The following is a 26,651-nucleotide window of genomic DNA, read 5'->3' as shown; positions in this document are numbered from 1 at the left end:
CAGCAATATGCTGGAGAGTGAAATTTCCGGCTATTTTAACGAAAAAAGCCAAGGGGGTTAACCCTTGGCTTTACTTCAGGAAGTAATATTTTTAGTGACAGATATTACATTTTGTACGAGAACGTCATGTGGTAGAAACGACCGATATTGTCGTAAGTCGCAGATGAGCGACCTGTACCACGTGTACCACGCGGTAACTCTCTATCAAATAGGTTTTCAATACCAAACGAAACACCTATGCCGTTTTCAAACTCGTAACCTACAGTCATGTCTGTTTTCACGTATGTTGTAAATGTTAACAAATCACTTGGATTAGGGTTACGCTCGAAGTCTTGTGGTGTGTACAGGAACACTTCATCCATATAACGAGTACTAGAGGTTACAGTCCAATCGCCATGCGTATAACGCAGGCGTAACGAACCTTCTAAATCTGCGAAACCAGCAGTCCCTTCGTTATCGATGAATTGCTCAGTGTTGTCTTGGAAAGGGAACTCACGGAATTTAAGTAAGCGGGTACCAAGTAAGGTTGTTGACATTTCACCGCCAAACAAGTCGAAATCGTAACCAATTTCAAAATCAATACCTTCAACGTCACGACCCGCAACGTTTAATACTGAGTTTTGAATACGCGTGATTTCACTGTTCGCAGGATTACGCGTGATTAAGTTACAGAATTGGTTGTCGATACCAGATTCACTATCTACACAGCGATCAAGAATCTCTTGTGCATCAATAGTCGAAATTGCATCTTCTAGCTCAATATTCCAGTAATCAACAGTAAATGAAAGGCCTTCAACAAACTCTGGTTGATATACGATACCAACGGTTGTTGAAGTTGACGTTTCTTCTTTAACGTCCTCATTACCTGATACAGCACCCGGCAATGTAGCAGAGTCGTAATCACTGTCAAAATCAGTAGCAACACCCAAAGCAGCACAGTTAGCACGGCGAGTTGCGTTGTTGTCTGATTGCGCAAGTTCTGACGCTTTACAAGGATCATCCACGTTGTAGAAAGTTTGGCTTTCAGCACCAAAGATTTCACCAATGTTAGGCGCACGTAATGCTTCCGATTTTGTCGCACGAACACGTAAACCATCTACAATTGTCCAATCCAAACCTAACTTCCAACTAGTTGTATCACCAATTGTACTGTAATCGGCAAAACGAACAGCTGTTTCGAAGATTACATCTTCAGCAAGGAAGGTATCTGTAAGCACAGGTACTGACAATTCGAAGTACGCTTCAGTTACGTCAAAATCACCTTTATCTTCACCAAGCGCGTTAAAGAATGTACCTTCTGCATTATCATCTTCTACCGATTCACTTTCTTCTTTTCGGTATTCAACACCTGCTGCAAAACCAACATCACCTGCAGGTAATTCATAAATTGAACCATTACTAATGTTTGCAGTAAATACCGTTTGCTCGATTTCAGAGGTACCTACTGATGTTGTTGTTAAGTAGTTTTTTAACTCGTCAGATGCTGTGTTGTAACGTGTTACGTCGAATGGTAAACAACCATTTGCACGAGCTTCTTCGTCAGCACAAACAATATTACCGTTTCCATCATCTATAGCCGCAATAGCATTGTTGTAGTTGGCAATAATTAAGTTAGCACCATTAACACGTTCGATTTCCGTTTTACCGTAGTTAAGTGAAACATCAAATGACCAATCATCACCAAAAATACCGTCTGTACCTACAACTAATCGAGTTGTTTCACGGGTATTGTCTTCTACGCGACGACCAATATCGTCATGCAAGCGGTTAAGTACAACAAAACCTGCACCAGCATCGATTTTTTCTTTAGTTTCATCATTAAAGAAAGCATAAGAAGAGTCTAAGAACGTTGGGATTGAACCACCCCCACCAAAGCTAAACGCTGGTTGACCTAAGCTTTCACCTTCAACGCGAACGTACTTAGCTTCTGCATATACACGTAAGTCATCAGTGATGTCATAGTTAGATTTTAAGTTGAAGTTACTGCGTTCAAACTGCGGTTGAACTTCACTGTACTTGCCTAAGTTAAAGAAATCACAATTATCACCAGCACAAGTTAAACCATCAGTGATCGTACCTGTATTAACTAAAACTAAGTTACCGTTGTCGTCAAATGTGTATGGGTTATCAATTAGACCAAACGCACCGATTACACCACGGTCACTAATTGCCCAGAAACCAGCATTTTCATAGAAGATTTCATCAGGAAACGCTGGGTTATCTACATCACCTGCTGGTTGGTCAGGGTTAGCAAGCTCACGAGTCGACGTTCTCGTCCATGGGTGATCTAATGCATTTAGTGAGTCTTGTGAAGCATACTCAAATGAAAATGCTACGTTACCGCGGTCATCATCAAAATTAGTACCATACGATAGGGTAAACTTATCTGTTGAATAGTCAGAGTGTTGTGATTCGCCGCGATTAAATGAAACGTCTAAGCCTTCAACGTTATCTTTTAATACAAAATTAACCACACCTGTAACAGCATCAGCACCGTATACAGCTGATGCACCGCCAGTAATGATTTCTACACGCTCAATCCAAGCACTTGGAATAGTGTTAGTATCTACAGCTGCTTCACTAGCAACACTCGACACATGACGTTTACCATTAACTAATACAAGTGTTCGGTTTGTACCTAAGTTACGTAAATCTAATAAGTTCAAACCTGAAGTACCGATAAAACGGTTAGAGTTTGAAAGTGAGAAAGTGCTTGCTAGCGCAGGTAAATCATTAAGTGCGTCACCAATGTTTAGTGCACCGGTATTAACTAGGTCTGCACCTGAAATAACAGTAACAGGTGTTGGAGCAACAGCACCTTCACGCAGAATTCGCGAACCTGTTACTTCAATTCGTTCTACAGACTCCTCTTCAATATTAGCTTCTTCAGCAAATACTGGTATAGAGACTCCTGCGGTTGCACCAACAACTAGCGCCAAGCGAATGGCTTTAGTTAGTTTATTAGAATACATGTACTTCTCCCTGGTCACATAGAGTGAATATTATTTTTAGAATTTTGAATAAATATTTGGATGGATTGCTACCAAACCAATCAGTAACAAATCAACTGACGTGTTAAATATATGTTAATCCTGAAACAAATATCAACAAAAAGTTACAAGTGATAAGAATTGGCTATAAATGTATATGTGATGTGTATTTTCTAGTAAGTTGATTTGCTAAACGAGATCGTTTGTTTTTAGTATAAAAAACGGCGATAGTGATATCGCCGTTTTTTATTTGAGGTTTATGACTTCGTTAAGTCAACTAGTTAACGGACTTAGTTAATCGACCAACCCCACGTTTAATGATTAAGTAACCCAATGTACCTGAGATAATTGAACCAATGATAATTCCTAAACGATCTTGGTAAATCATATTTGCACCAGTTTGTTCAAAGGCAAGTGAGCCAATAAATAAACTCATAGTGAAACCAACACCACAAAGCAGTGACGCTCCGTATAGCAAGGTCCAGTTAGTGTTTTCTGGCAACTTAACTAAGCCAGCTTTAATCGCGACAAAACAGAATCCGAAAACACCAAGCTGCTTACCAACAAACAAACCAAGAATGATACCAAGCGGAACTGGTGACAATACGTCGCTCATTCCAACGCCATCTAAATTCACACCTGCGTTAGCAAAGGCAAAGATAGGCAGGATAATAAAGGCCACCATGGCGTGTAAGTTATGCTCAAGCGATTTCAGTGGTGAAGGCTCGCCCTCACGTCCTTTCATTGGAATAAATAATGCCAAGGTTACACCAGCCAATGTCGCATGAACGCCAGATTTTAATACAGCAACCCACAACACAATACCGAAGAAAATATAAGGTGCGGTGTCTCTTACACCACGTTTGTTCAAAATAAACAGCACAACTAAAACGATAGCAGATACCACTAATGACGTAATCGATAACTGATCTGTGTAAAACAGTGCAATCACAATAATCGCGCCTAGGTCATCAAATATCGCTAGCGAGGTTAAGAATATTTTTAGTTGTAGTGGTACTTTACTACCTACCATGGCCAAAATACCCAACGCAAAAGCAATATCGGTTGCGGTTGGAATTGCCCAACCATTTAACGCTTGCGGGTCTTGATAGTTTAATCCTGCGTAGATGAGTGCAGGCACCGCCATACCACCAATTGCACCTACAGCAGGTAAGGCTATTTGGCCTGGCTTTGATAGTTCACCTTCAAGAAATTCACGCTTTAGCTCAAGACCAATCAAGAAAAAGAACATTGCCATTAAGCCGTCATTGATCCAAAGTAGTAAAGGCTTAGCAATTTCAAAGCTGCCGATCGCAACCACTACGGGGATGCTCAAGAACATATCGTAATATTCATTTAGTGGTGAGTTGGCGAGAATAATGGCAATAACAGCGGCAATCATTAAAATAATACCGCTGGCCGCCTCAAGTTTTAAAAAGTCTTGTATCGCTTTTACTGTCATAGTTTACTTCCCTAATACATTTCAAGACATAATATGTCACCAAAAAGTCAATAAGCCAAATAATATTTTAATTTATTTGTATCAACTTCGAAATTAGTGAGCTATATTCGGAATTATTCCATTATTTAGATATTTGTTCTTATAAGACGAGATTGCAACGTCTGACGTATATAATTGAGCAAAAACTCTCGAAAGACAAGAACACAACACAGAGCTTAGACAATATTTTGAAAAAATTAGATGCTATCGACTTAAAAATATTAACAATTTTGTTTAACGACGCGGATATCACGAACAAAGAGCTCGCGGCGAAAATCAATATTGCCCCTTCAACGTGTTTAGAGCGTGTTAAACGGTTAAGACAATCAGGTGTAATCAAAAAAGCTTATGTGGATATCAACTTTAAAACTATTGGTGGCAACATTGAGGCAATCGCCGCCATTAAGTTACAACCTTATTCTGAAGAAATAGTGAACCAGCTGCGCGATGACCTTTTGCTGCTGCCTGAAATTGTCAGCCTTTACCACATGGGTGGTATGTACGATTACTATATTCATATGTCGGTTAAAGACAGTGAGCACTTACGTAAATTTGTGTTTGACGCGATTACGTCGCGAGATGAAGTGCAAACCGTCGAAACGTCGTTAATTTTTGAACATAGCCGCAGCGGCGTGTTGCCAAACTTTTCGGAAGAAAATTAAAGTCGAAGATTGTTGGAAAGAATAAAGAAGTTAGCAAAACTAACAATTGATTAGACTAAAAGTAGGCGGGAAAAATAGATAAATATATTGTGTTAAATTTAGGCAACATTCTTCGTGCGACGCAAAGTTCTAACCTTAAGTTATCACTTTAATTGCGTCGCACTTTGACCACTTAATAATACTTAAAACACCCAAAACCAGCTTATTTACCCGCAAAGTCCTCTGTTTCGTAGTAAAGCGGCTTCATCGTACCGCAGTTAAGTAGTTTAAATAATACTTCTTTTTCTTTGGCAACGGCACCAGACGTTGCAAATTTGGTTGGGCAGCTTGACTCAAGGTCAACATAAACAATATGGTCGTAGCTTGGTGCTTGTTGAATGTGATGAACGTATAAACGCCCTGTTTTGCTTCTGTATTCAACAGCGCTGTATTCTTGAATATTGCTTGATGCTTGTAACTCGGTTAGCTCACGTACAAACAGATGCTGGTCAAAATCTAATGTCATACCTTCGTAAACTAGCATGCCATCGCGCTCGTAATGCCCGATATAAACATCACCTTTAACACTAATTTTTTCGCCGCGTATCAAACGCTGTAAATTGAATGACTCAGGCTTTACGGTTACTAATTCATTGTGCTTAACCAACTGTACTAGATTTACGTCTTTTACTTGCAGCTTATAAAGAATTTGATAATTGCCAGGCTTTTCATACGTTGGCATATGTGAAGCAAAAATATTGGCATTTTTATTCATTAGTACAATACCGTGAACACCTTCAAAAGCAGGGTCTGGTGGTGGTAATGGTTGCTCTTCAGCAAGAAGCATTGAACTTTGTAATAAGGCGAATAACGAAAATAGAAGTTTGCGCATGTTACTTTCCGGAAAATAAGCCAGTGTTTTAAGACCACTTAGCAAGCAGTGTTACTAAAATTTCGCCAATTCTAATGTATAGCTGCAAAGCTTGTATAGTGACGAATTGTAACCCGATGATCTAGCCTAAGGTTTTCACTAAATAACTCGCCAAATTTAGCTTAGCTTACTTTAATCACACTATTTTTAGTGCTGAGCACGTAAACATTGTAATCAGCCAAGCATAGCTAGCTTTACTGAGTTTGCTCGCTATACCCGATTTTAGGAATGGTGCAGCCTGACTTAGATTACTCAAGCATCGCGCCTCAATCTGGAACTATTCTTAATACTTCATTTCTTAATACTTCATTTCTTAATACTTCATTAAAGTGTAGAAAAATTCACCTTGGTCTGCGATTTGATCAGCGGTCGAATATGAACTTAAAAACCGACTCCAGGGCGTTTGTAGCATACTATTCATTACCCTTTGCCAGCTGTAGCTTGCTAACTCCTTTCCTTTGGCTTCACAAACACCGTTTTTACAGATCACACTGGCAAGCTCTACTTCGTTAGCAAGCGCGTGCAATGTCACAAAATCTTGAATTTTCATTTCTAGTTCAAAATCGCGCTCTACTTGGCTGTTATCTGCCACGCCGCTGTGAAGGGTTGAATACAAGTTTTTTGCTTCTGGCTCTAAATTGCTAAGCATACTGACATAAGGCGCCTCAGCTGACTCCAATAATTGTTCAAACGAGATATCTTGCACATGTAGCTGCTCACCATTACCCTCAACCAGGCCTTCAGACTGATGATAAATAGCTGAATCGTGTGATGCTTGGGAATGTACTTTATCGGTTAAAGCGGCTAACTCTTGTTGTAGTCGAGCTATTTGCTTGTCTTTATCAGCGAGCACATCTCTTAATTGTGCGTTGATGTCTGCAGAAGATAATTGTGTTGTGTCAGATGGTATATGTTCAACAATCACATCATTGTCAGACTGTTCAGCATAAGCGTTGATTGAGGGTATTGTCTTGGCTTTGCCATTATCAATAAGCTCATCTGTTATTGGCAATGTTGATAGCCCATACCCCGTCGCAATACCAAGTAGGCCAGCAAGAATAAATTTGATGTTCATCAGCAGCGTCCCTTCTATTGATTATGATACTTACCTAATCCCCTCAAATCATATTGCCTGCTTTTTATTTCAAGATCAAAAATCCCGCCGAAGCGGGATTTTTAGAAAGTAATTATTGAGGCTAGCAATTACGACTTAAGATCATCGAAGAACTTACGCACGCCGTCAAAGAAACCGGTTTCTTTCGGGCTGTGCTTCTTGCTGCTCGCTTCCATTTTGCTATCTAACTGGCGCAGTAAATCTACTTGGTCACCCGTTAAGTTCACCGGCGTTTCAACTACAACTTTACACATTAAATCGCCTGGACCTGAACTGCGTACTGACTTAACGCCTTTGCTACGTAAGCGGAACATTTTGCCTGTTTGGGTTTCTTTCGGTACCTTAAGTTTGACTTTACCTTCAAGGGTCGGTACTTCAATTTCACCGCCAAGTGCTGCTGTCGCAAAGCTAATTGGCACTTCACAGTACAAGTGGTTTTCGTCACGTACAAAGATTGGGTGATCTTTAACGTTTACCTGAACATATAAGTCACCGGCTGGTGCACCGTGCTCACCTGCTTCACCTTCACCAGATAAGCGAATGCGATCGCCCGTATCAACGCCTGCAGGGATTTTCGCGTTAAGGGTTTTGGTTTTCTGAACACGGCCTTGACCATGACAAGCATTACACGGGTCGCTAATTACGCTACCTTTACCGCCACAGGTTGGACACGTTTGCTGAACCGCGAATAAACCTTGGCGCATTTGTACTTGGCCATGACCGCCACAAGTACCACAAGTTTTAGCTGATGTACCTTTTTTCGCACCGCTGCCGCCACAAGGCTCACAACTTGCGTAAGTTGGTACTTTAATTTCGACAGATTTACCTTTAACCGCTTCTTCTAGCGTCATTTCTAGGTTGTAACGTAAGTCGCTACCACGACGAGCACGTGAACCGCCACCGCCGCGACGACCGCCGCCACCGAAGATATCGCCAAAAACATCACCGAAGATATCACCAAAGTCAGCACCGCCGCCGAAGCCGCCACCGCCGCCCATGCCACCTTGTTCAAAGGCTGCGTGACCGTATTGGTCGTAGGCTGCGCGTTTTTGGTCGTCGTTTAATACTTCGTAAGCTTCTTTAATTTGCTTAAAGGTTTCTTCTTTTTCTTTGTCACCTTGCGTACGGTCTGGGTGGTACTTCATCGCAAGGCGTTTGTAAGCCTTTTTAATGTCACGTTCTGACGCGTCTTTTGATACGCCTAATAACTCATAATAATCACGTTTTGACATAGCTTTAATTCTTTACTGTTACTTCAAATTTTCGAAAATTAATTGGTTTACTGGCTTTGTTAGTTAAACACCAAGTTTAATCAACAGACCTAACCATCAAACAAATTAACTTTATGTTTTTTTGATAATCGTTAGTGGTTTAAACAAAACAAAGCGTCGAATACCGACGCTTTATTATTTCAGTTCGCTTTATTTACCCTTAAAACTCACTTGAGAATTAAGGGCTAAGAAGCTTTATGCCAGAAAGTTTTAGTTCAAGGCGGTCACGCGGAGCATACGAATGTATGTGAGCATGACCAACGAAGAAATAAGGCTTTCTGGCGACAAGATTCAAGCCCGACTATTTGTCGTCTTTAACCTCTTCAAACTCAGCGTCTACAACGTCGTCTTGAGGAGCTGCTGCTTCAGCTTCTGGCGCTGCGCCTTCAGGAGCTGCACCGCCTTGAGCTTGTGCTTTAGCTTGCGCAATTTCCATTAACTTAGCTGACGCTTCCATTAATGCTTGTTGCTTAGCTTCAATCGCTTCTTTGTCGTCGCCTTTGATGACTTCTTCAAGTTCTTTGATTGCTGCTTCGATTTTCTCTTTGTCTTCTGCTGGTAAGTCATCACCCGCTTCAGTTACTTGAGTTTTGGTTGCGTGGATCATACCGTCAGCTTGGTTACGTGCAGTTACTAGCTCTTCGAACTTAGCATCGGCATCAGCATTCGCTTCTGCGTCACGTACCATTTGCTCTACTTCATCATCCGATAAACCAGAAGACGCTTTGATCGTAATCTTCTGCTCTTTACCTGTATTCTTGTCTTTCGCAGACACGTGCAAGATACCGTCAGCATCAATATCGAAGGTTACTTCGATTTGTGGCATACCACGTGGCGCTGGGTCAATACCTTCTAGGTTGAATTGACCAAGTGATTTGTTCACAGAAGCTTGCTTGCGCTCACCTTGAAGTACGTGAACAGTTACTGCCGCTTGGTTGTCTTCCGCTGTTGAGAACGTTTGCGATTGCTTAGTAGGAATCGTCGTGTTTTTCTCGATAACCTTAGTCATCACGCCACCCATAGTCTCAATACCTAGAGAAAGTGGAGTAACGTCTAGTAGAAGAACGTCTGTTACGTCACCAGCAAGAACACCCGCTTGAACCGCTGCACCTGAAGCTACTGCTTCATCAGGGTTAACGTCTTTGCGTGGCTCTTTTCCGAAGAAGTCCGTTACTACTTGCTGAACAAGTGGCATACGTGTTTGACCACCAACAAGAATAACATCTGTTACGTCAGAAGTTGAAAGGTCAGCATCAGCTAAAGCTGTTTTTAACGGCTCTAATGTCGCTTTAACCATGTCTTCAACAAGTGACTCAAGCTTAGCGCGAGTTACTTTGATGTTCATGTGCTTAGGACCAGTCGCATCAGCAGTAACGTAAGGAAGGTTTACGTCAGTCTGCTGTGCTGAAGAAAGCTCACATTTTGCTTTTTCTGCGGCTTCTTTAACACGTTGCATCGCAAGTGCATCGTTTTTCAGGTCGAGGCCTTGGTCTTTCTTGAATTCGTCTACTAAGTAGTTGATTAAGCGGTTATCGAAATCTTCACCACCTAAGTGCGTGTCACCGTTTGTCGCTAATACTTCAAACGTGTGCTCGCCTTCTACTTCGTCAATTTCAATGATTGAAATATCGAATGTACCACCACCAAGGTCATATACTGCAACAACTTTATCGCCTTGTTGCTTGTCCATACCGTAAGCAAGAGCAGCAGCTGTTGGCTCGTTGATAATACGCTTAACATCAAGGCCCGCGATACGACCAGCATCTTTAGTTGCTTGGCGCTGTGAATCGTTGAAGTATGCAGGTACCGTGATAACAGCTTCAGTGACTGTTTCACCTAAGTAGTCTTCTGCAGTTTTCTTCATTTTCTTAAGTACTTCAGCAGAAACTTGTGGTGGCGCAACTTTTTCGCCTTTCGCTTCTACCCACGCATCGCCATTGTCAGCTTTCTTGATACCAAATGGCATGATGTCGATGTCACGTTGTACTTCTTTATCTTCAAAACGACGACCGATTAAACGCTTGATTGCGAATAAGGTGTTTTCTGGGTTAGTAACTGCTTGACGCTTAGCTGGTTGACCAACTAGTGTTTCACCTTCTGCAGTGTATGCAATGATTGAAGGGGTTGTACGATCGCCTTCTGCGTTCTCAATAACTCGTACGCTGTCACCATCAAGAACAGCTACACATGAGTTAGTTGTCCCTAGGTCAATACCGATAATTTTGCCCATCGTGAGGATCTCCGAAATTCTTTAAAAATTCATTTTTGCTTAGATGATTTACTTAGTGGGGTCGCGAAAAAGCATTTCAAGTAAAAAAATAAAAAAAGATCACTTTTTGTAAGGAATTCTTACTAAGCAGCGATTTCACATTAACTGGCTTAGATGTGCGCTGAAAAACCAAGTAGTAAAGTTCAGCAAATAAGTAAGAAAGATAGATGTAAATAACAAGGTATAAAAAAACCAGCCATTTGGCTGGTTTTAACAAGATATGGTTTGTACCTAGTAATTAGGCTTGGGTATCAACTGGCGCGGCTTTAGATACCATTACCATTGCAGGGCGAATTAAACGACCATTTAGCTCGTAACCTTTTTGCATTACAGCAATAACGGTATTTGGCGCAACACCCGGTACTTCTTGCATTAACATGGCTTGGTGAAGTTCAGGGTTAAATGGTTGGTCTTGTGGGTTAACCGCTTTTACGTCAAATTTTTCTAACGTAGATAAGAAGCTTTGTAGTGTTAGTTCAACACCTTCAAGCATCGCTTTTTGGCTTTCGTCTTCTTTGTCGAATGATTCGATAGCACGCTCTAGGTTATCAACCACAGGTAGTAAATCACCGGCAAATTTTTCTAACGCGAACTTACGAGCTTTTTCAACGTCTTGTGCGCTGCGGCGACGAACGTTATCAACCTCTGCTTTGGCGCGAATTACTGAGTCTTTTTGATCAGCAACCGTTGCTTGAGCAGCAGCTAATGCTAGTTCTAGCTCGTTAATTTTTTCTTGCTCTTCGCTTAAAATTTCATGCGCGTGTTCGTGCTGCTCTTCTACTTGCTCTTCAGCTTGGGCAATTATCTCTTCAGCAGCAATATCTTCGGCTGTCTTATTTTCATTGATAGGGTTTTCGTTCGACTCAGTGGTCATGAAAATCTCTCCGGTAAAACATAATTGTTGCTAATTATGGGGTTTAGAATTTTGGTTTCAAGCTCCATTTTTCAAGATTTATTAAATCCCTGACTTTACAAGTGAAAATTTAAGAGCGACACTGCCGATAACAAGAAGAATTCAGGCATATAACGTCATGAGCCAGTTGTATAAAACCGTTGGCCTTATTGGTAAACCAAATCATGAAGGCGCTAGCGCGACCATCTCAACACTGCACCAGTATTTAATTGAAAATAACTACCAAGTATTAGTTGAGCGCTCGGTAGCATGCGCTATTGACGCTGACTGCGAACCGGATATTCAATCATTAACAGACATTGGCGAACAAGCTGATCTGGCGATTGTCGTTGGTGGTGACGGTTATATGCTCGGCGCAGCACGAGTGTTGTCTGGCTACAGCATAGGTGTTATTGGCGTTAACCGTGGCAATTTAGGATTCTTGACCGACTTATCACCGCAAGACGTTATTCCGCCGTTAGAGGCAATATTACGCGGTGAGTCGCGATCGGAGCAACGCTTTATTATTGAAGCAGAAGTGTATCGCCACGGTAAACTGAAAAGCTCCAATAGTGCCGTCAACGAAGCCGTGCTGCATGCGGGTAAAGTCGCCAATATGATTGAGTTTGAAGTCTACATTGACGACAGCTTTATGTTTAGCCAGCGCTCAGATGGTTTAATTGTTTCTACACCAACAGGCTCAACTGCTTATTCAATGTCGGCAGGCGGGCCAATTTTAACGCCTAATCTGAATGCCCTGTCGCTGGTGCCTATGTTCCCACATACTTTAACCAGCCGCCCAATTGTGGTGGATGGTGACAGCGAAATTAAATTGATTCTTGCTAACGATAACCACGAGAATTTACAAGTTAGCTGTGATGGTCATGTTATTTTAGCGGTCATGCCGGGTGATCAAGTGGTCATCAAGAAGAGCCCCCATACCCTACGCCTTATTCACCCACTGGATCACAGTTACTTCAACGTGCTTAGAAACAAACTAAGCTGGGGTAATAAACTCTACTAGTTACAAACGGTTAGCTCAAAACCTTTAAAGCAAGATTCACTTTCTACTTGCACTACTGATAATTACTGTATAAATTGACAGCTAAACACTGTTTATTTATACATGACTATGCTGTTACAACTGACCATTCAAAATTTTGCCATTGTCAAAGCTCTGGATATCGACTGGCAACAAGGCATGACCACTATTACTGGTGAAACCGGTGCAGGTAAATCTATCGCAATAGATGCACTTGGCCTTTGTTTAGGTGAGCGCGCAACCACAAACACGGTAAGGCCTGGGGCAAAAAAAGCGGATTTAGCAGCCACGTTTGATGTCACCAATAACACGCTCGCGCAGCAATGGTTAATAAGTCAGGAGCTACAGCAAAGTCAATCCGATAGTGATTCAACAGGGGGCACTGTTGAAGCACAAGAATGTATTCTTCGCCGTGTGATTTCTGCCGAAGGTCGTTCTCGTGCATTCATCAATGGCAGCCAAGTACCTCTGGCACAATTAAAAGAGCTTGGCCAGTTACTGATCAATATTCACGGTCAGCACGATCATCAGCTTATCATTAAACCCATTGAGCAGCGCAAAATGCTAGATGCATTCGCTGGGCATGATGACCTTATCGACAACGTTAAGCACTATTATCAGAGCTACCGAAAGCAAGTAGCAGAATTAGAAGCACTAGAGCTTAGCCAGCAACAGCGCGAAGCCAAAAAACAGTTATTGCAGTACCAAGTACACGAGTTGGATGAGTTTTCATTGCAAGCTGATGAGTTTCAAACACTTGAAGCTGACTTCAAACGCTTTAGCCATAGTCAGCAGATTTTGTCTGATACCATGGAGTCACTGCATATTCTTTCGCAAAACGAACAGTTTAATGCGCTAGATGCACTGCAAAAATGTCACGACACCCTATCGACACTCGCCCATTACGATAGCGAACTCGCCAATATCGCCGCCATCATCAATGATGCGGTAGTGCAACTTGACGAAGCCAATAACGATTTGCGTCACTACCACGATCGCCTAGAGCTAGACCCTCAAGCCTTTAGCATGATTGAAGAGCGTTACTCACAAGCAATTCAATTGGCGAAAAAACATCAAGTCGCACCAGAGCAATTGCCTGATTACCACCAACAACTAGCGTTAGAGCTAAACGGCTTAACGGGTGACGAAACTCGCTTAGCAGGGCTAGCTGATGAAATAGAGCAAACCAAGCAGCGTTATTTTGAGGCCGCGCAAGTACTCACCGATTCACGCATGGCAGCAGCAAAAATACTTAGCAGCGACGTGACTACCAGTATTCAAACGTTAAATATGCCGCACGGTCAGTTTGATGTCGCGATTACGCCGCTTTCATCAGATAAGCCAAGCGCTCAAGGGCAAGACGAAGTATTGTTCGTTGTCAGTATTAATCCTGGGCAAAGCTTAGAGGCCATGCACAAGGTCGCCTCAGGTGGTGAGCTTTCTCGTATTAGCCTTGCCATGCAGGTTATCCTTGCCGATAAAGTGGTTTCACCAACCCTTATTTTCGATGAAGTGGATGTTGGTATTAGTGGCCCAACAGCGGCAATGGTCGGTGCTAAACTGCAACAACTGGCGAAAAATACGCAAGTAATTTGTGTCACTCACTTGCCACAAGTGGCGTGTAAGGGCCACCAACAGTTATTTGTGGCGAAATTAACCGATGGTGAGCATACCGAAACCAGCGTTACGGAACTTAGTGAGGGCGCGCGCGTCAAAGAAATTGCCCGCTTATTAGCAGGCAACACCATTACCGAGAGCAGCTTAGCGAATGCTCAAGAATTATTGGCAGGATAACAACGAAGTAAATTTATTGTGAATTGTTTTGTAACTCTCAGTTCGCTTGGGTATTATCCTCTGTCACATGTAGTAGGATTTTAGTTTTTCATGTTAGCAAGAAGCATAATTTTAGCGCTTGCGCTGACCACCAGCGCATGCTCAAGTTGGGTATATCGTATTGATATCCCTCAAGGTAACTACCTTGAACAAAAAGATATTGACCGTTTACAAGTGGGCATGACCAAAGAACAAGTAAAGTTTATTTTAGGTAGCCCAGTGGTGATTGACTCATTCGAGCAAGACACTTGGCACTATGTTTATCAATTCAAGTCTGGCAGAAACTCAGACTTTGATGCGCGTAAAGACTTTATCGTTAAGTTTGTTGATAACAAGCTAGTGTCTGCTGAAGGTGATTTTGAACTTTCAGAAAACTTCAACACACCGTATGATAGCTAGAAAAAGATAGCTAAAAAAGCAACTCACGCCTTGCTAATCATGAGTAACTAGCAACTTTGCTCAATTAGCGATAAGCGAAAAACTAAAAAGCAGCCTAATGGCTGCTTTTTTAATGTTGTCGTATTTAGTAAAACTTTCTAGCTAGCTAACTTATTTGCAAAGTGAAGCTTCTATGATTTTGCGCCTGCAAACATTTGTTGTTCGCTTTCAATGCACTGCTTCACCATAGGTATACTGAAGAAACGCTGCTGGAATGCAATAAGTTTCGGGTAGCTAGCAGCGTCAAGCTCATAATCAGCATGAAGCAAATTCACTAACGCACCACCAATACAAACATCTGCAATACTTAGTTTATCACCGACAAAAAAGTCACCTGTAAGCTGCGATTCTAAATAAGCAAGCTGCGGCGGAATCAACTCATTGATCACTTCCTGACAACGCTCTACATCAGTTGTGTGATTGAAAAATGCCGGGCCAACAACACGCTGAAAATAAAGGGCAGCAGTAACTTCGGTTAACTTGGTATCTGCATACTCCTCGAACCACAATGCTTGTGCATAGTCATTAGCATCATCTGGGTACAATGAGTTAGTGCTATTCGTCTTTTCAAGGTAAGCAATCATCACAGACGAGTCAGCAAAGCTAAAACCATCATCAGTCACGTAGACTGGCACTTTGCCAAGCGGGCTAGCGGCTCTAAACGCCTCATCGTCAGAGCCTGGCATCATCATTTTTACTTCATATGGCATATTTTTGTGTTCATGCGCCAAAATCACTTTACGAACATAAGGTGAAGGTGGCACACCAAGAATTGAAGGCATATTGAATTCCTTATTATTTAAACGCCCAAATGGGTTGTGTTGTTATTCCCAAAACCAGACCTCAATTATAGGAATAAATTTTCACAAGATCTTAACTAGCTGACGAAATTGGAAGCCAAACTAAGAAAATATTGTGTCAAAATTGTCGTCGCTCTGGTTGAAGCCTCAGTAGCAACTAATGCGATGGCACGTTATAACGTTAAGTCTTGATGCAGCCTTTTATGGATAAGGTAGCAACTAACCAAGATTAAGAGTGTTCCTGAATTCACATCCAAGTGCACCACTTGGCTTAGATAATTAAGCGTTTAATCGGTAAGTGTTTGATCAGTAGGTGTTAACTTGATAGGTGCTAAATTGATGCTTATTAAATTGGCAGGAGTCGGAGTGAAACGCTAAACCACAAAAAACTATGGTTTAGCTCTAAGATTGTTAACTCGGCCACCAGTAACTTTATCTGCTCGGCCTTCTTCTTTGGCTTTTTCCGCGCGGCGTTTACGCACTTCTTTCGGGTCGGCAATCAGCGGGCGATAAATTTCAATACGATCCAAATCTTCCAGCTCGTCACTTAATTTAGCGGCGCGGCTCCAAATGCCGACTTTGTTTTTGGTCAGGTCGATATCGTCAAACATATCCATAATGCCCGACTCAATAATCGCTTGCTCTATGGTTGTACCTTTGGCAACAGGTAAAGCAATAAGCTCTTGACGAGTCGCCAAGCCATAGACCACTTCAATATGAATCTGCTCTGCCATTAGCCGTATACCTTTTTCGCTTGCTGAGTAAATGCCTGAACCATGTTATTGGCAATGTTGTTGAAGATTTTACCGAATGCCAACTCTAATACTTTGCTCGAAAACTCATATTCTAGGCTCAGTGTGACCTTACAAGCCTCTTCCGACAATACGGTTAAATCCCAGCTACCCGTTAACTGTTTAAATGGTCCATCTACCAAGTTCAATACCACTTGCTCGTTTTCCACTAAGGTATTTTCTGTGGTAAACCACTTAGTTACCCCACCCTTTGAAATTTTAAGCGCAGCCGTCATTGAGCAATCATCTTGTGAGATGATTTTACTGTCGCTGCAATCTGGTAAAAATTGTGGGTAAGCAAGTACGTCATTGATCAGGTTATACATATCACTAACACTGTGCATAACCAAGGCACTACGATGAATTGATGGCATTAATTTCCCCCGTTAAGGGCGCAGATCATAGCAAATCGAAATTAAAAGCTCACTACTAGCACACTAAATTCAATAATTTTTCCTCTGGCGATTCAAAACTGCGGATTAGTCCGTATAATGTGCGCGGTTAACTGTGGAACGATTATGGCCAAGAAAAAATCAAAACAATCAAATAGCAATACTATTGCCCTCAATAAAAAAGCACGTCACAACTATGCACTAACCGACAAGTTCGAAGCCGGTATGAGCCTGCAAGGCTGGGAAATTAAGAGCATTCGCAGTGGCAAGGTCAATATTTCTGATTGTTATGTCATGCTCAAAGACGGCGAAGCCTACCTAGTCGGTAGCGAAATTTTGCCGCTTAATGCGGCCTCTAGCCACGTGGTATGCGACCCAGTTCGTAGCCGTAAGTTATTGTTAAACCGCCGTGAGCTTGACCGCTTAATTGGTGCCGTTGAGCGTGATGGCTACTCACTTGTTGCTACCGCTATGTACTGGAAACAGTGCTGGGTAAAACTTGAGTTTTACTTAGGTAAAGGTAAGAAAAGCCACGATAAACGCGCTGATATCAAAGATCGCGAATGGCAGATCGACAAAGGCCGTTTAATGAAAAACAAAAACCTTAATGGCTAACTCAAGCACATAGCCTTGTTAAGATATTGGTAGTGATAAAAACAACAATAACTGGTTAAAAAATACCACGTTGTTTCACAACACGAAGCGCTGTACAATGCGCTTATTGTAAGTGATTCACTTACCACAAACTTTGGGGCAGATTCAGGATTCGACAAGATTCGCGAAACCCAAGGTGCATGCCCAGGGGCGGTTGGCCTGGTAAAAAGCCGCAAAACTATAGTTGCAAACGACGAAACGTTCGCACTAGCAGCTTAATGCTAGCCATCCCCGTCAAGTTTTACCTGTAGACTAGCGGAGCGATGGTCATACTATACTAGGTTAGCGAGGGAACCTTGTCTGAGGGTGAACCGCGAAACAGTATCAGACTCACCAGAAAGTAGCCTGTCGTTCGGCGACTGACTGGTTAAATAATAGAACGACTAAGCATGTAGGACCGAGGATGTAGGTTTTTTGGACGGGGGTTCAACTCCCCCCTGCTCCACCAATTCTATAAAAAGACATAGCTCTTTGAATTTAATATTAGTAGCAAAACCGTTTACAGCTAATATTAAATTCTTGTATCCACTTAGCGAGAGCAAATGGATACTTTTAAATTCTAAGTAACCTTCCTTGTCTCTATCGATTTTGTAGTGTATTTAAAAATATTTGCGAATGAAAAAGACATTTACACCTCCTAAAACTAAGCAGGTTTATGTGAAGCTGCCAAGAGTATTTAAAGCAGCATATGACCAAGACAATGAGTGCATAACCATTGAGTCTCCAGAGACTCTCTGTATTTACAACCCTAATGAAAGCTATCAAACATACAGATTTGTAAAGTACATAGAAACTGTTATTTTTGAATATGGTACCCGTATTCATATAAGTTTTAGGAATTTAAAAAAGATTACTGCTGCCGCATCGTTATTAATCTTTGCTAGAGTTACCAAATGTCAGCTCTGTCTTAACCAACCTAGTGATTTAGAGATTACCCTGCCTGAAAGCAAAGAAGTAAAAAAAACGCTTGTTGAAAGTGGTTTTTGGAATGGGATAAAGCCCGGTGGAGCTAGTAAAGTAAGAAAGTTAATTCACACTAACAACGGCTATATTAGTGGAAGTAATCATGACTCAGAACACTATGGAAAAGTAATCAGCGCAACACTAATTAACTTAGTGCAAAACGGCGTTAATTTTAGCGTTCCTTCTATACGTATACTGACAAGGGGAATACAAGAAGCAATCCTAAACATTGATTACCATGCATATGACAAGAAAAGCTTAGCAAATCAGTTTGACCAATTAGGGGATAGCCGCTGGTGGCAATGTTGTTGGCTAGACTCCGGTAACAATCAACTAGTTTTTATAATTTATGATGACGGTGTAGGAATCCCACACACGCTTCAAGCTCAATACCCGGAACTATCTTCTTCTCAAATAATCGAAGAAGCAATGAAAGTGGGGATAACTAGAACGATGAACCCTGAGAGAGGAAAAGGCTCCAATGATATTATTAAAGCAACTTGTACTTTCCCTAACTCTCACTTAATTGTTATGAGTGGAAATGGCTACTTCAAGAGCGATTCCGAAGGCGTGACAACCAAGGAGCTTCCATTTACACTAGAAGGAACACTTATTCAATGGGTTTTGGACTATTCTGTGGAGAAGATTGATGACTGTTTATGATTTAAGTAACTTTTCAGATACCCCATTTGGTCGATACTCTGACGACAGTAAGCATAATGGAACGGCTTTTAGAGAAATATTGATCGATAAGCTCAAGCAAGCACGACAAGATAAAACAAAGTTAATCGTAGATTTTGATAGCATCAAAATTGGCATAGGCTCGTCTTTCCTAGAGGAAGCATTTGGTGGTTTAGTAAGAAAAGGGTATTTTACCAAAGAGGAACTCACTGGTGAGTTAGGCGTGCTAGATATAAAAAGTGATCAAGACTTTTACAAAAAAGAGATATTTGCATATATAAACGAAGCTAAATTAGAAGGTTAATCTAGTTGATTAATTTTCTTCTTTCTCATGATGAAATAATAAAGTTAATTCTATCAATTTTTGTTCCAATAATGGTTGTTGTTGGATGGAGGTTTATTCAGAAGAATTCACACTCTTTTGCCAAGAGAACAGAATTAAACGGATTAGCAAAAGACGTAAATTCTATAGTTGATGAGACTCTAAAGCTTGCTTCAAGTTACTGGCTTACCCAACTCAGTGATAATGACAAGAATGAAAGAATTTCTTATGAAATGCAGGTAATGTATCAATATCAAAAATTAACTTTAAAAAAGAAAGCACTAAAACATTACAAAGTTGTCTTGGATGACTCTGTTGTAGGCAAACTAAAGCAGGCTCTAACCTTAGATAGTAAGTCTAATCCTTCCAACAATAGCGCTGTATTTTTTAATATAGTTAATGCCGCTTCAAATTTAACAGAGCAATTAGAAAACAAGATTATAGAGAGTAATTTAACTCACACAAAATTTTTGAAATGGGTTGATAAACAGTTAGAAAAAGACGCATTCAAGAAAGGAACTTTAGCCTCTTTGATAGTCATAAATGTGTTTTTATTGTTCTTCAATTTAACCTGAGACTCACTTCATCTAGCATAGAGTTTTTTGCAAAACCTAGCCTTGTTACCCCCTCTAAGAGAATAATGACCCTATAGGTAACTTAGAACTGTGTTATTAATGGGGAAGTGGACAACATTCTTTTATTTTTAAGTGAAAAACCCACAATTTTGCGGGTTTTATCATTTAGCAATTAGCTTCATTGCTCAGCAAAACTATTTTGGCAGTTCGCTAAAGCCCATATTAAACAAAGTAAACGCGTAAATATCAGCGTATTGTTCAATGGTTTTTGAAACGGGTGTGCCTGCGCCGTGACCAGCATTAGTTTCAATGCGGATCATGGTTGGAGCACTGCCGGCCTGCTTAGCTTGCAGTTCAGCAGCAAACTTAAATGAGTGAGCAGGTACAACGCGGTCGTCATGATCGCCTGTGGTTACTAGTGTCGCAGGGTAGTTTACGCCCGCTTTCACATTATGCACTGGCGAGTAGCCTTTTAAGTACTCAAACATTGCTTCGCTTTGCTCGGCTGTGCCGTAGTCGTATGCCCAACCTGCGCCAGCAGTAAAGGTGTGGTAGCGCAACATATCAAGTACGCCAACCGCTGGTAGTGCGACTTTCATTAAGTCAGGGCGCTGGGTCATCACCGCACCGACGAGTAAGCCACCGTTTGAGCCACCGTTAACAGCTAAGTAGTCGCTTGATGTGTAGTTTTGGTCAATAAGGTATTCACCAGCGGCAATAAAGTCGTCAAATACATTTTGCTTTTCCAATTGTGTACCGGCTTTATGCCACGCTTTGCCGTATTCACCGCCACCTCGTAAATTCGCAACGGCATAAATGCCACCTTGCTCCATCCAAACTGCACGCGTCACGCTAAAGTAAGGTGTTAAGCTCACGTTAAAACCACCGTAACCATAAAGGATGGTTGGGTTCTTACCGTTTAGCTCAAGCCCTTTTTTATGGGTGATCATCATTGGCACTTTCGTGCCGTCTTTTGAGGTGTAAAACACTTGCTTAGACACGTAATCATTGCTGTCAAACTTAGCGCCTGATTCACGGTAAACATCAACCTTGCCAGTGTCTGGCGTTAGCTTATAAATCGTGCCAGGTGTTTTGTAGTTGGTGAAGGAGAAATAAAGCACTTTGTCATCTTTTTTACCATCAATTTCACTAGCACTACCTGGCCCTGGCAAGGCAATTTCACGTACTTTATTGCCTTGATAGTCGTATTGATACACTTTTGAAATGGCGTCAAGCATATACTCAGCAAAGAAGTAGCCAGCCCCTGTTGAAACCGTTAACACGTCATCAGTTTCAGCAATTAGGTCTTGCCATTGGTCTGGTGATGGCTTACTTGCATCAACCGTTACTACCTTTTTGTTAGGCGCATTTAGGTTGGTGACTAAGTAAAGCTTGCTACCTTGGTTTTCAATCACATACGTGTCTGAATCAAAGTTATCTAAGATAGTAACTAGCGGGCTATTAGGGCGGGTTAAGTCTTTTAGGTAAAGATCGTTACCTGACGTAGAGGTTGCGCCGCTAATCAATAAGTAGTTGTCGTCTTCGGTGACATAGCCAGCCACATAACGGCGCTTTTCGTCTTCCGTTGCACCGAAAATAACAGGGTCATTGGCTTGTGGAGTACCTAGCTCGTGGTAGTAAAGTTTGTGCTGGTCAGTTTTGGCTGAAAGCTCGCTGCCTTCTGGCTTGTCGTAACTAGAATAATAAAAGCCTTTGTTGCCAAACCATGAAATGCCAGAGAACTTCACATCGACGAGTGGCGCTTCTAGCACTTTTTTCGTTTCAGCATCAATAATGATGATTTTTCGCCAGTCACTACCGCCCTCGGAAATGGAGTAAGCGGCAATTGAGCCATCTTTAGAAAAGCTTAATTGCGCTAATGACGTGGTGCCATCTTCGCTAAAGCTGTTAGGGTCTAAAAACACTTCCGGCTCGCCACCTTCAACCATACGGTAAACCACGTATTGGTTTTGCAGGCCATCATTTTTATAGAAGTAGGTGTATTTTCCTTCTTTGAAAGGCGCACCCACTTTTTCATAGTTCCATAAATCAGCCAAACGCTCTTTTAGCTGTTCGCGGTACGGAATTCGGTCTAAATAACTAAAGGTGACTTGGTTTTGCGTTTTTACCCAAGCACCTGTTTCTTCACTGCGATCGTCTTCTAGCCAGCGGTATGGGTCGGCAACGTCTTTGCCAAAGTAGGTATCAACTACCTCACCTTTGCGGGTAATTGGGTAGGCTTTGTTATCGAAATTACTATCAGCCTGAACTGTTTGCTTCATCACTTTTTCACTGTTATCTAAACCCGAACAGCCTGCAATTAAGCCTGCTGCTAACACGCTCACGGAGACTAAGCTCGTGAATTGTTTGTTCATTTTTGCACTCCTCTGCAATCCGTCGCCACTAGTCTACACAAAAACCATTGAAAGCAGAGAAAATTAACAAGTATTTTACACAACCTCTGCCAAGGGATATTTACACCAGTACGTATACCAGTTGGTTTTTGCCTTTTATTGGCTAATCAAATTGCAAAGTCACACTTCACCACTATTCAAATGCTTGAGTAGCAAAGTCACTCCACAAAGCTCCGTAGCGTAGCGACCACTAACTATTAGATAAAAATAAATACAATCATTAAATTTTATCTATTTTTATCTATCAAAAAATTTAGGCAGGATTAGGTTAATTCTTTAACGGAGGTGACTATGAAGTGTTTTATCCATGCGAACAATATTGAGTTGACCAAAGGTTTTAGAGCACAAATCGCCAATCGCGTTCAAAATGCTTTTGCCCGCGTTGACGACAAAATAAAATTCGTTGTTATTAGTTTCCAAGATATCAATGGTTTACGCGGCGGCAAAGACAAACAGTGCAAGCTAAAAGTTGTTGGAGAAGGCATTAATAACGTACAAATAATTGATGCTCAAACTACCGCCCAAGCGGCATTTAGTCTTGCCTTAAGTCGTTCAAAACGCACCTTTACCGACCGCATTAAAAGACCGCTGCGACAATTTCGAAAAGCGCGTTCAACAGTGCGAGAAAACTTTGAAGAACTTACCGCCGAACCTGCATAACTTTCTCAATCGGGCTTTGCCCAGTGGGAAAGTCTTAGAAGCTAAGACCAAGTGAAAATAAGCTTAGCCAGTCGAAAAGCCATACGATTGAATAGCAGCCAAAAAGTTTGGGCGACAAGTGGTTAACTTGTTGCTCATTTTTTATCCCCATGCTACTAATTGTATTTGTTAAAGCTTTATCGCTTGTTTCATCATTTCGCGCCCTTCTGTTTCTACATAATTTAGAAAAACATTCGCAATTGGCGATAAATGATGTGCTTTCGTCCACGAAAATGACCATTTAGATTTTATTGGCAAGCCCTCAACATTCAATACTTTCACCCCGTACATTTCGCCAAATGCCAACGTATGCGCAGAAAGAATAGAAACCCCAAGTCGAGAGAGAACTGAGTGAATGATGGCTTCATTACTAGCAATCGTCATTTTAACTTTAGGGCTAACACTTTGTTTGCTAAAGAATGACTCTGTCGCATAGCGGGTACCAGAACCAGATTCTCTGATCAAAAAATCTTGCTGGCAAAACTGCTCTAGCGAAACCCTTTTTTGCTTTGTAAGTGGATGGTTCTGCTCGGCGATAGCCACTAAATCATTTGACATAAACTCGATGGTTTCAAGCTCTAGCCCTTCAGGAACATAACTAAATACATAAAAGTCATCCAGCCCCTGCTCTAGTCGTTCGATCACTTTCTGGCGATTAGCAACGGTAAACTGAATATCAATACCGGGATACCGCTCGCAAAATGGTCCCAGCAAATGAGGAATAAAGTATTTAGCAGTAGTGGCGCTGGCAAGCCTTAGAGTACCAGACTTTAGCCCTCGCAAGTCAGACAACTGCATATCTAATGCTTCGCAGCTTTGCAGTATTTGTTGCGCTGTTTTGACTGTTGCCAAGCCTGCATCAGTAAATTTCAGCTTGCGCCCAACCTGGTGATAAAGCGGCAACCCAATTGCTTCGCTTAACTTTTTGAGCTGCATGGAAACTGTTGGCTGAGTTAAAAATAATGACTCGGAAGCTGCTTTAACGCTGCCTCCTTGATACAAAGCGAGCAAGATTTCCAACTGCCTAAAGGTGCCAATATGGGCATGAAGTCTTGATGCCACAATCACCTCCTATAGATTTTTATCTATTTAATGATTAGTAATTATCTATTTTTATCTAACTTGATTGATTTGTAAACTAACGCTCATTCGAAGTTGCTTGGTTTTTATTCAAAAGTCTTAGCAACAACTCGCTAATCTGCTCGAACAATTTCGAGAAATAATGATAAATGTGTCGGAGAAAATCGTGAGTAAAAGAACAACCTTACTAGTTATTATCACCAGTTTATTGCTATTTGGGTTTTACTATACCAGCACAGTGATTGGTCATGAGCTCATCGCGTTTGCATTGTTGGCCGCGGCGCTAATGACAATTGCATTGGTTAATACAGTAAAGTCGTTAGCGTCTTTCAACCTTGTGCGTGCAAATGCTTTGGGGTTTCCTAACAAACTATCTACCAAGTTCACTGCCAAGTTAACTCCCCAAACACCTACCAACATACTCAGCGATAAATAAGCCATGATGTTAGACGCAGTTGTTGCATTTTTTATTTTAGGCATTGTTTGCCAATTAACTGGCGCCAAGCTTTCTTTTCCTGATGGCCTTTATAAAACGCTAAGTATGTTTTTGATGATTGCCATTGGCTTAAAAGGTGGCTTAGCGCTGCAAGCACATGTTGACCCTAGCTTGCTCACCATGTCGTTAGTCGTTATCGCGTTTGGCCTAACCTTACCTTTGCTTGCCTATCCGTTACTACGCTATTTCGGCCAGTTAGATAAAATCAACTCTGGTGCGGTAGCCGCTCACTATGGTTCGGTGAGCGTCGCAACTTATGCGGTAGCAGTTGCCTTGCTCGAAGCAAGCAATATTAGTTATGAAGCTTATTTTCCGCTGTTTGTCGTGTTGCTGGAAATGCCCGCTATTTTGGTCGGTCTAGTGCTCGCCAAAGGCAACTTAAAAATAGTAAATGGCGAATTTATTAAAAAAGAACTTATCGCTAACCAAAGCATCCTACTAATGCTAGGCGGCTTGGCTATTGGCTATATGGGTGGCGCCAGCGTGCAAAAGCTTTCGCCAATGTTTATTGACTTATTTTCAGGAGTATTGGCACTTTTCCTACTGAAAATGGGCATAGTTGCCGCCGAACAACTTTCAACATTGAAAAAGAACAGCATATTTTTAATTAGTTTCGCGATATTAATGCCGATGATTGGCGGCTTGGCTGGCACTGGTTTGGGACTAGTGATGGGGCTAAGTGCAGGCGGCGTCGCGCTGATGGCTGTGTTGGGTGCAAGTGCATCATACATTGCCGTACCTGCGGCAATGAAAGAAAGCCTGCCAGAAGCAAACGCTGGCATGTCGATTACTGCTTCATTGGGCATTACCTTTCCGTTTAATGTGCTCATTGGCGTGCCGTTTTTTATTGCGCTGGGAAGCTACCTAGTGCAATAACCTTAGGAATATAGCGAAGTAACGGTAGGGAAATAACAGTAGCGAATTAACAGTTTGAAAAGCAGTTTAGCTATTACCAACAATAGCTTGCATTATTACTTTTGGAGGAGGATGTATGATGAACTCAGTTGATTTAAGCCCACTCTATCGCAGTAGTATTGGCTTTGACGGGTTATCCGGCTTGTTAGATAACGCACTAGCTGCAACAAATGAGGTAAGCAGCTATCCCGCTTACAATATTGAGGTCGTTGCAGAAAATTGCTATGCGATTACCATCGCAGCGGCAGGCTTTGCTGACGATGAACTCAATATTCAAGTAGAGCATGGTGAGCTAACGGTGAGTGGCGAAAAGCTGAAAAACGCGAATCGCCAGTATCTACATCATGGCATTATCACGCAAAGTTTTGAGCGAAAATTCACACTTGCAGAATATGTTGAAGTAACACGGGCTAAACTAAGCCACGGCCTTCTTGTTATCGAACTGGTTAAAACACTGCCTGAATCAAATGGTGCAACTTGTATTGCAATCAACCACCCGTATAAGTCAGCTAATCAAGAAGCTATGCAGCATCGCGCTAACCCACCCGCCGATGCCGATGCCAACAAAAGTAAGCCAAGCCACAATAGAGCTGTTAGCAATCACTCTATCGACAATCTTCCTGTTGACCAAGAGACTGTTCAAACGAGCTCTGGAAAAAATACAGAACGGAGCATAAATACGCGAACTAGTGTGCACAGGGGTTCGGAAAAAGACCAACTAAGGGGTAGTAAGCAGCGAATTAATTCAACTACTAGTGTCACAAAAATCACGGAAAAAAGTGATGCAGAGCAGCATGCAGAAAAACCGGTGCCCCGCGAAAAGCTTAAGCAGCACGATAAAATAGCGGCAGACGTTCGCTGGTTTAATGGCTAAAGTTTTAACGGCTAATGCTAAAATGGTCGAACACTAAATAACTGAAATAAATAGGGGAAAGTTAAATGGCTAA

General features: G+C 41.7%; 24 protein-coding genes and 1 other RNA gene. 13 read left to right on the top strand and 12 right to left on the bottom strand.

Annotated features, from left to right (window positions below):
• Positions 1-104 precede the first annotated feature (104 nt).
• A complete protein-coding gene (locus tag DXX94_RS17080; protein ID WP_116017747.1) occupies positions 105-2,972 on the bottom strand; it encodes a TonB-dependent receptor domain-containing protein in 2,868 nt (955 codons plus the stop codon).
• A gap of 295 nt (positions 2,973-3,267) precedes the next feature.
• Positions 3,268-4,452: a Na+/H+ antiporter NhaA gene (gene nhaA, locus DXX94_RS17075; protein ID WP_116017745.1), complete on the bottom strand. Its 1,185-nt coding sequence runs from the start codon at positions 4,450-4,452 to the stop codon at positions 3,268-3,270.
• A gap of 227 nt (positions 4,453-4,679) precedes the next feature.
• On the opposite strand from nhaA, the gene DXX94_RS17070 reads away from it, so the two are divergent.
• On the top strand, positions 4,680-5,153 hold the full coding sequence (locus DXX94_RS17070) for an Lrp/AsnC family transcriptional regulator (RefSeq protein ID WP_116017743.1): 474 nt from the start codon (positions 4,680-4,682) through the stop codon (positions 5,151-5,153).
• Between the two features lie 202 nt (positions 5,154-5,355).
• Here the strand turns inward: DXX94_RS17070 and DXX94_RS17065 are convergent, their stop codons facing one another.
• The 5 genes from DXX94_RS17065 to grpE all read right to left on the bottom strand — a co-directional run bounded on the left by DXX94_RS17065 (position 5,356) and on the right by grpE (position 11,591).
• A complete protein-coding gene (locus tag DXX94_RS17065) occupies positions 5,356-6,024 on the bottom strand; it encodes a hypothetical protein (protein ID WP_116017741.1) in 669 nt (222 codons plus the stop codon).
• Between the two features lie 352 nt (positions 6,025-6,376).
• A complete protein-coding gene (locus DXX94_RS17060; protein ID WP_116017739.1) occupies positions 6,377-7,138 on the bottom strand; it encodes a hypothetical protein in 762 nt (253 codons plus the stop codon).
• 128 nt (positions 7,139-7,266) lie between these two features.
• Positions 7,267-8,409 carry a molecular chaperone DnaJ gene (gene dnaJ, locus DXX94_RS17055; protein ID WP_116017737.1) on the bottom strand — a complete coding sequence of 381 codons (1,143 nt, stop codon included), beginning with the start codon at positions 8,407-8,409 and terminating at the stop codon, positions 7,267-7,269.
• A 340-nt stretch (positions 8,410-8,749) separates the two neighbouring features.
• Positions 8,750-10,678, bottom strand: coding sequence for a molecular chaperone DnaK (dnaK, locus tag DXX94_RS17050; protein WP_116017735.1), 1,929 nt, complete (start codon positions 10,676-10,678; stop codon positions 8,750-8,752).
• 277 nt (positions 10,679-10,955) lie between these two features.
• On the bottom strand, positions 10,956-11,591 hold the full coding sequence (gene grpE / locus DXX94_RS17045) for a nucleotide exchange factor GrpE (RefSeq protein WP_116017733.1): 636 nt from the start codon (positions 11,589-11,591) through the stop codon (positions 10,956-10,958).
• A gap of 157 nt (positions 11,592-11,748) precedes the next feature.
• On the opposite strand from grpE, the gene nadK reads away from it, so the two are divergent.
• The 3 genes from nadK to DXX94_RS17030 all read left to right on the top strand — a co-directional run bounded on the left by nadK (position 11,749) and on the right by DXX94_RS17030 (position 14,883).
• Entirely contained in the window at positions 11,749-12,633 is an 885-nt protein-coding gene (gene nadK / locus DXX94_RS17040) for an NAD(+) kinase (RefSeq protein ID WP_116017731.1), read from the top strand.
• 108 nt (positions 12,634-12,741) lie between these two features.
• Positions 12,742-14,445: a DNA repair protein RecN gene (gene recN / locus DXX94_RS17035; protein ID WP_116018617.1), complete on the top strand. Its 1,704-nt coding sequence runs from the start codon at positions 12,742-12,744 to the stop codon at positions 14,443-14,445.
• Positions 14,446-14,535: 90 nt separating this feature from the next.
• Positions 14,536-14,883 carry an outer membrane protein assembly factor BamE gene (locus tag DXX94_RS17030; protein ID WP_116000911.1) on the top strand — a complete coding sequence of 116 codons (348 nt, stop codon included), beginning with the start codon at positions 14,536-14,538 and terminating at the stop codon, positions 14,881-14,883.
• A gap of 170 nt (positions 14,884-15,053) precedes the next feature.
• Here DXX94_RS17030 and DXX94_RS17025 read toward each other — a convergent pair whose 3' ends face one another.
• The 3 genes from DXX94_RS17025 to DXX94_RS17015 all read right to left on the bottom strand — a co-directional run bounded on the left by DXX94_RS17025 (position 15,054) and on the right by DXX94_RS17015 (position 16,887).
• Positions 15,054-15,704, bottom strand: a complete 651-nt coding sequence (locus tag DXX94_RS17025; RefSeq protein WP_116017729.1) for a glutathione S-transferase family protein — start codon at positions 15,702-15,704, stop codon at positions 15,054-15,056.
• Positions 15,705-16,111: 407 nt separating this feature from the next.
• The gene (locus DXX94_RS17020; RefSeq protein ID WP_116017727.1) at positions 16,112-16,456 is read right to left on the bottom strand and encodes an RnfH family protein; all 345 of its coding nucleotides are present in this window, start codon (positions 16,454-16,456) and stop codon (positions 16,112-16,114) included.
• Positions 16,456-16,887: a type II toxin-antitoxin system RatA family toxin gene (locus DXX94_RS17015; RefSeq protein WP_116017725.1), complete on the bottom strand. Its 432-nt coding sequence runs from the start codon at positions 16,885-16,887 to the stop codon at positions 16,456-16,458. Before DXX94_RS17015 ends, DXX94_RS17020 begins: the two co-directional genes overlap by 1 nt.
• A gap of 144 nt (positions 16,888-17,031) precedes the next feature.
• Between DXX94_RS17015 and smpB the strand changes: the two genes are divergently transcribed.
• The 5 genes from smpB (at position 17,032) to DXX94_RS16990 (ending at position 20,100) form a co-directional block, all read left to right on the top strand.
• Positions 17,032-17,520: an SsrA-binding protein SmpB gene (smpB, locus tag DXX94_RS17010; RefSeq protein ID WP_116008732.1), complete on the top strand. Its 489-nt coding sequence runs from the start codon at positions 17,032-17,034 to the stop codon at positions 17,518-17,520.
• Between the two features lie 135 nt (positions 17,521-17,655).
• Positions 17,656-18,007, top strand: a transfer-messenger RNA (tmRNA) gene (gene ssrA / locus DXX94_RS17005).
• Between the two features lie 167 nt (positions 18,008-18,174).
• The gene (locus DXX94_RS17000) at positions 18,175-19,185 is read left to right on the top strand and encodes a hypothetical protein (protein WP_147302309.1); all 1,011 of its coding nucleotides are present in this window, start codon (positions 18,175-18,177) and stop codon (positions 19,183-19,185) included.
• Complete coding sequence (locus tag DXX94_RS16995; RefSeq protein WP_116008734.1) at positions 19,172-19,507, top strand: STAS-like domain-containing protein; 336 nt, start codon at positions 19,172-19,174, stop codon at positions 19,505-19,507. Before DXX94_RS17000 ends, DXX94_RS16995 begins: the two co-directional genes overlap by 14 nt.
• 5 nt (positions 19,508-19,512) lie before the next feature.
• The gene (locus DXX94_RS16990) at positions 19,513-20,100 is read left to right on the top strand and encodes a hypothetical protein (protein ID WP_116008735.1); all 588 of its coding nucleotides are present in this window, start codon (positions 19,513-19,515) and stop codon (positions 20,098-20,100) included.
• A 194-nt stretch (positions 20,101-20,294) separates the two neighbouring features.
• Here the strand turns inward: DXX94_RS16990 and DXX94_RS16985 are convergent, their stop codons facing one another.
• Positions 20,295-22,475, bottom strand: coding sequence for a prolyl oligopeptidase family serine peptidase (locus DXX94_RS16985; RefSeq protein ID WP_116017721.1), 2,181 nt, complete (start codon positions 22,473-22,475; stop codon positions 20,295-20,297).
• A 330-nt stretch (positions 22,476-22,805) separates the two neighbouring features.
• Here DXX94_RS16985 and DXX94_RS16980 point away from each other — a divergent pair, with 330 nt between their 5' ends.
• Entirely contained in the window at positions 22,806-23,174 is a 369-nt protein-coding gene (locus tag DXX94_RS16980; protein ID WP_116017719.1) for a hypothetical protein, read from the top strand.
• A gap of 168 nt (positions 23,175-23,342) precedes the next feature.
• Here the strand turns inward: DXX94_RS16980 and DXX94_RS16975 are convergent, their stop codons facing one another.
• Positions 23,343-24,275: a LysR family transcriptional regulator gene (locus tag DXX94_RS16975; RefSeq protein ID WP_116017717.1), complete on the bottom strand. Its 933-nt coding sequence runs from the start codon at positions 24,273-24,275 to the stop codon at positions 23,343-23,345.
• Positions 24,276-24,459: 184 nt separating this feature from the next.
• Here DXX94_RS16975 and DXX94_RS19215 point away from each other — a divergent pair, with 184 nt between their 5' ends.
• The 3 genes from DXX94_RS19215 to DXX94_RS19690 all read left to right on the top strand — a co-directional run bounded on the left by DXX94_RS19215 (position 24,460) and on the right by DXX94_RS19690 (position 26,578).
• Positions 24,460-24,729, top strand: a complete 270-nt coding sequence (locus DXX94_RS19215; protein ID WP_147302308.1) for a hypothetical protein — start codon at positions 24,460-24,462, stop codon at positions 24,727-24,729.
• Between the two features lie 3 nt (positions 24,730-24,732).
• The gene (locus tag DXX94_RS16965) at positions 24,733-25,665 is read left to right on the top strand and encodes a sodium-dependent bicarbonate transport family permease (protein ID WP_116017713.1); all 933 of its coding nucleotides are present in this window, start codon (positions 24,733-24,735) and stop codon (positions 25,663-25,665) included.
• A 115-nt stretch (positions 25,666-25,780) separates the two neighbouring features.
• The gene (locus tag DXX94_RS19690) at positions 25,781-26,578 is read left to right on the top strand and encodes an Hsp20 family protein (RefSeq protein ID WP_309545224.1); all 798 of its coding nucleotides are present in this window, start codon (positions 25,781-25,783) and stop codon (positions 26,576-26,578) included.
• Positions 26,579-26,651 lie beyond the last annotated feature (73 nt).

This window comes from Thalassotalea euphylliae, from assembly GCF_003390375.1.
In the GTDB taxonomy this organism is placed as follows: Bacteria; Pseudomonadota; Gammaproteobacteria; order Enterobacterales; family Alteromonadaceae; genus Thalassotalea_F; species Thalassotalea_F euphylliae_A.
This window is presented reverse-complemented; position numbering and strand designations above follow the sequence as displayed.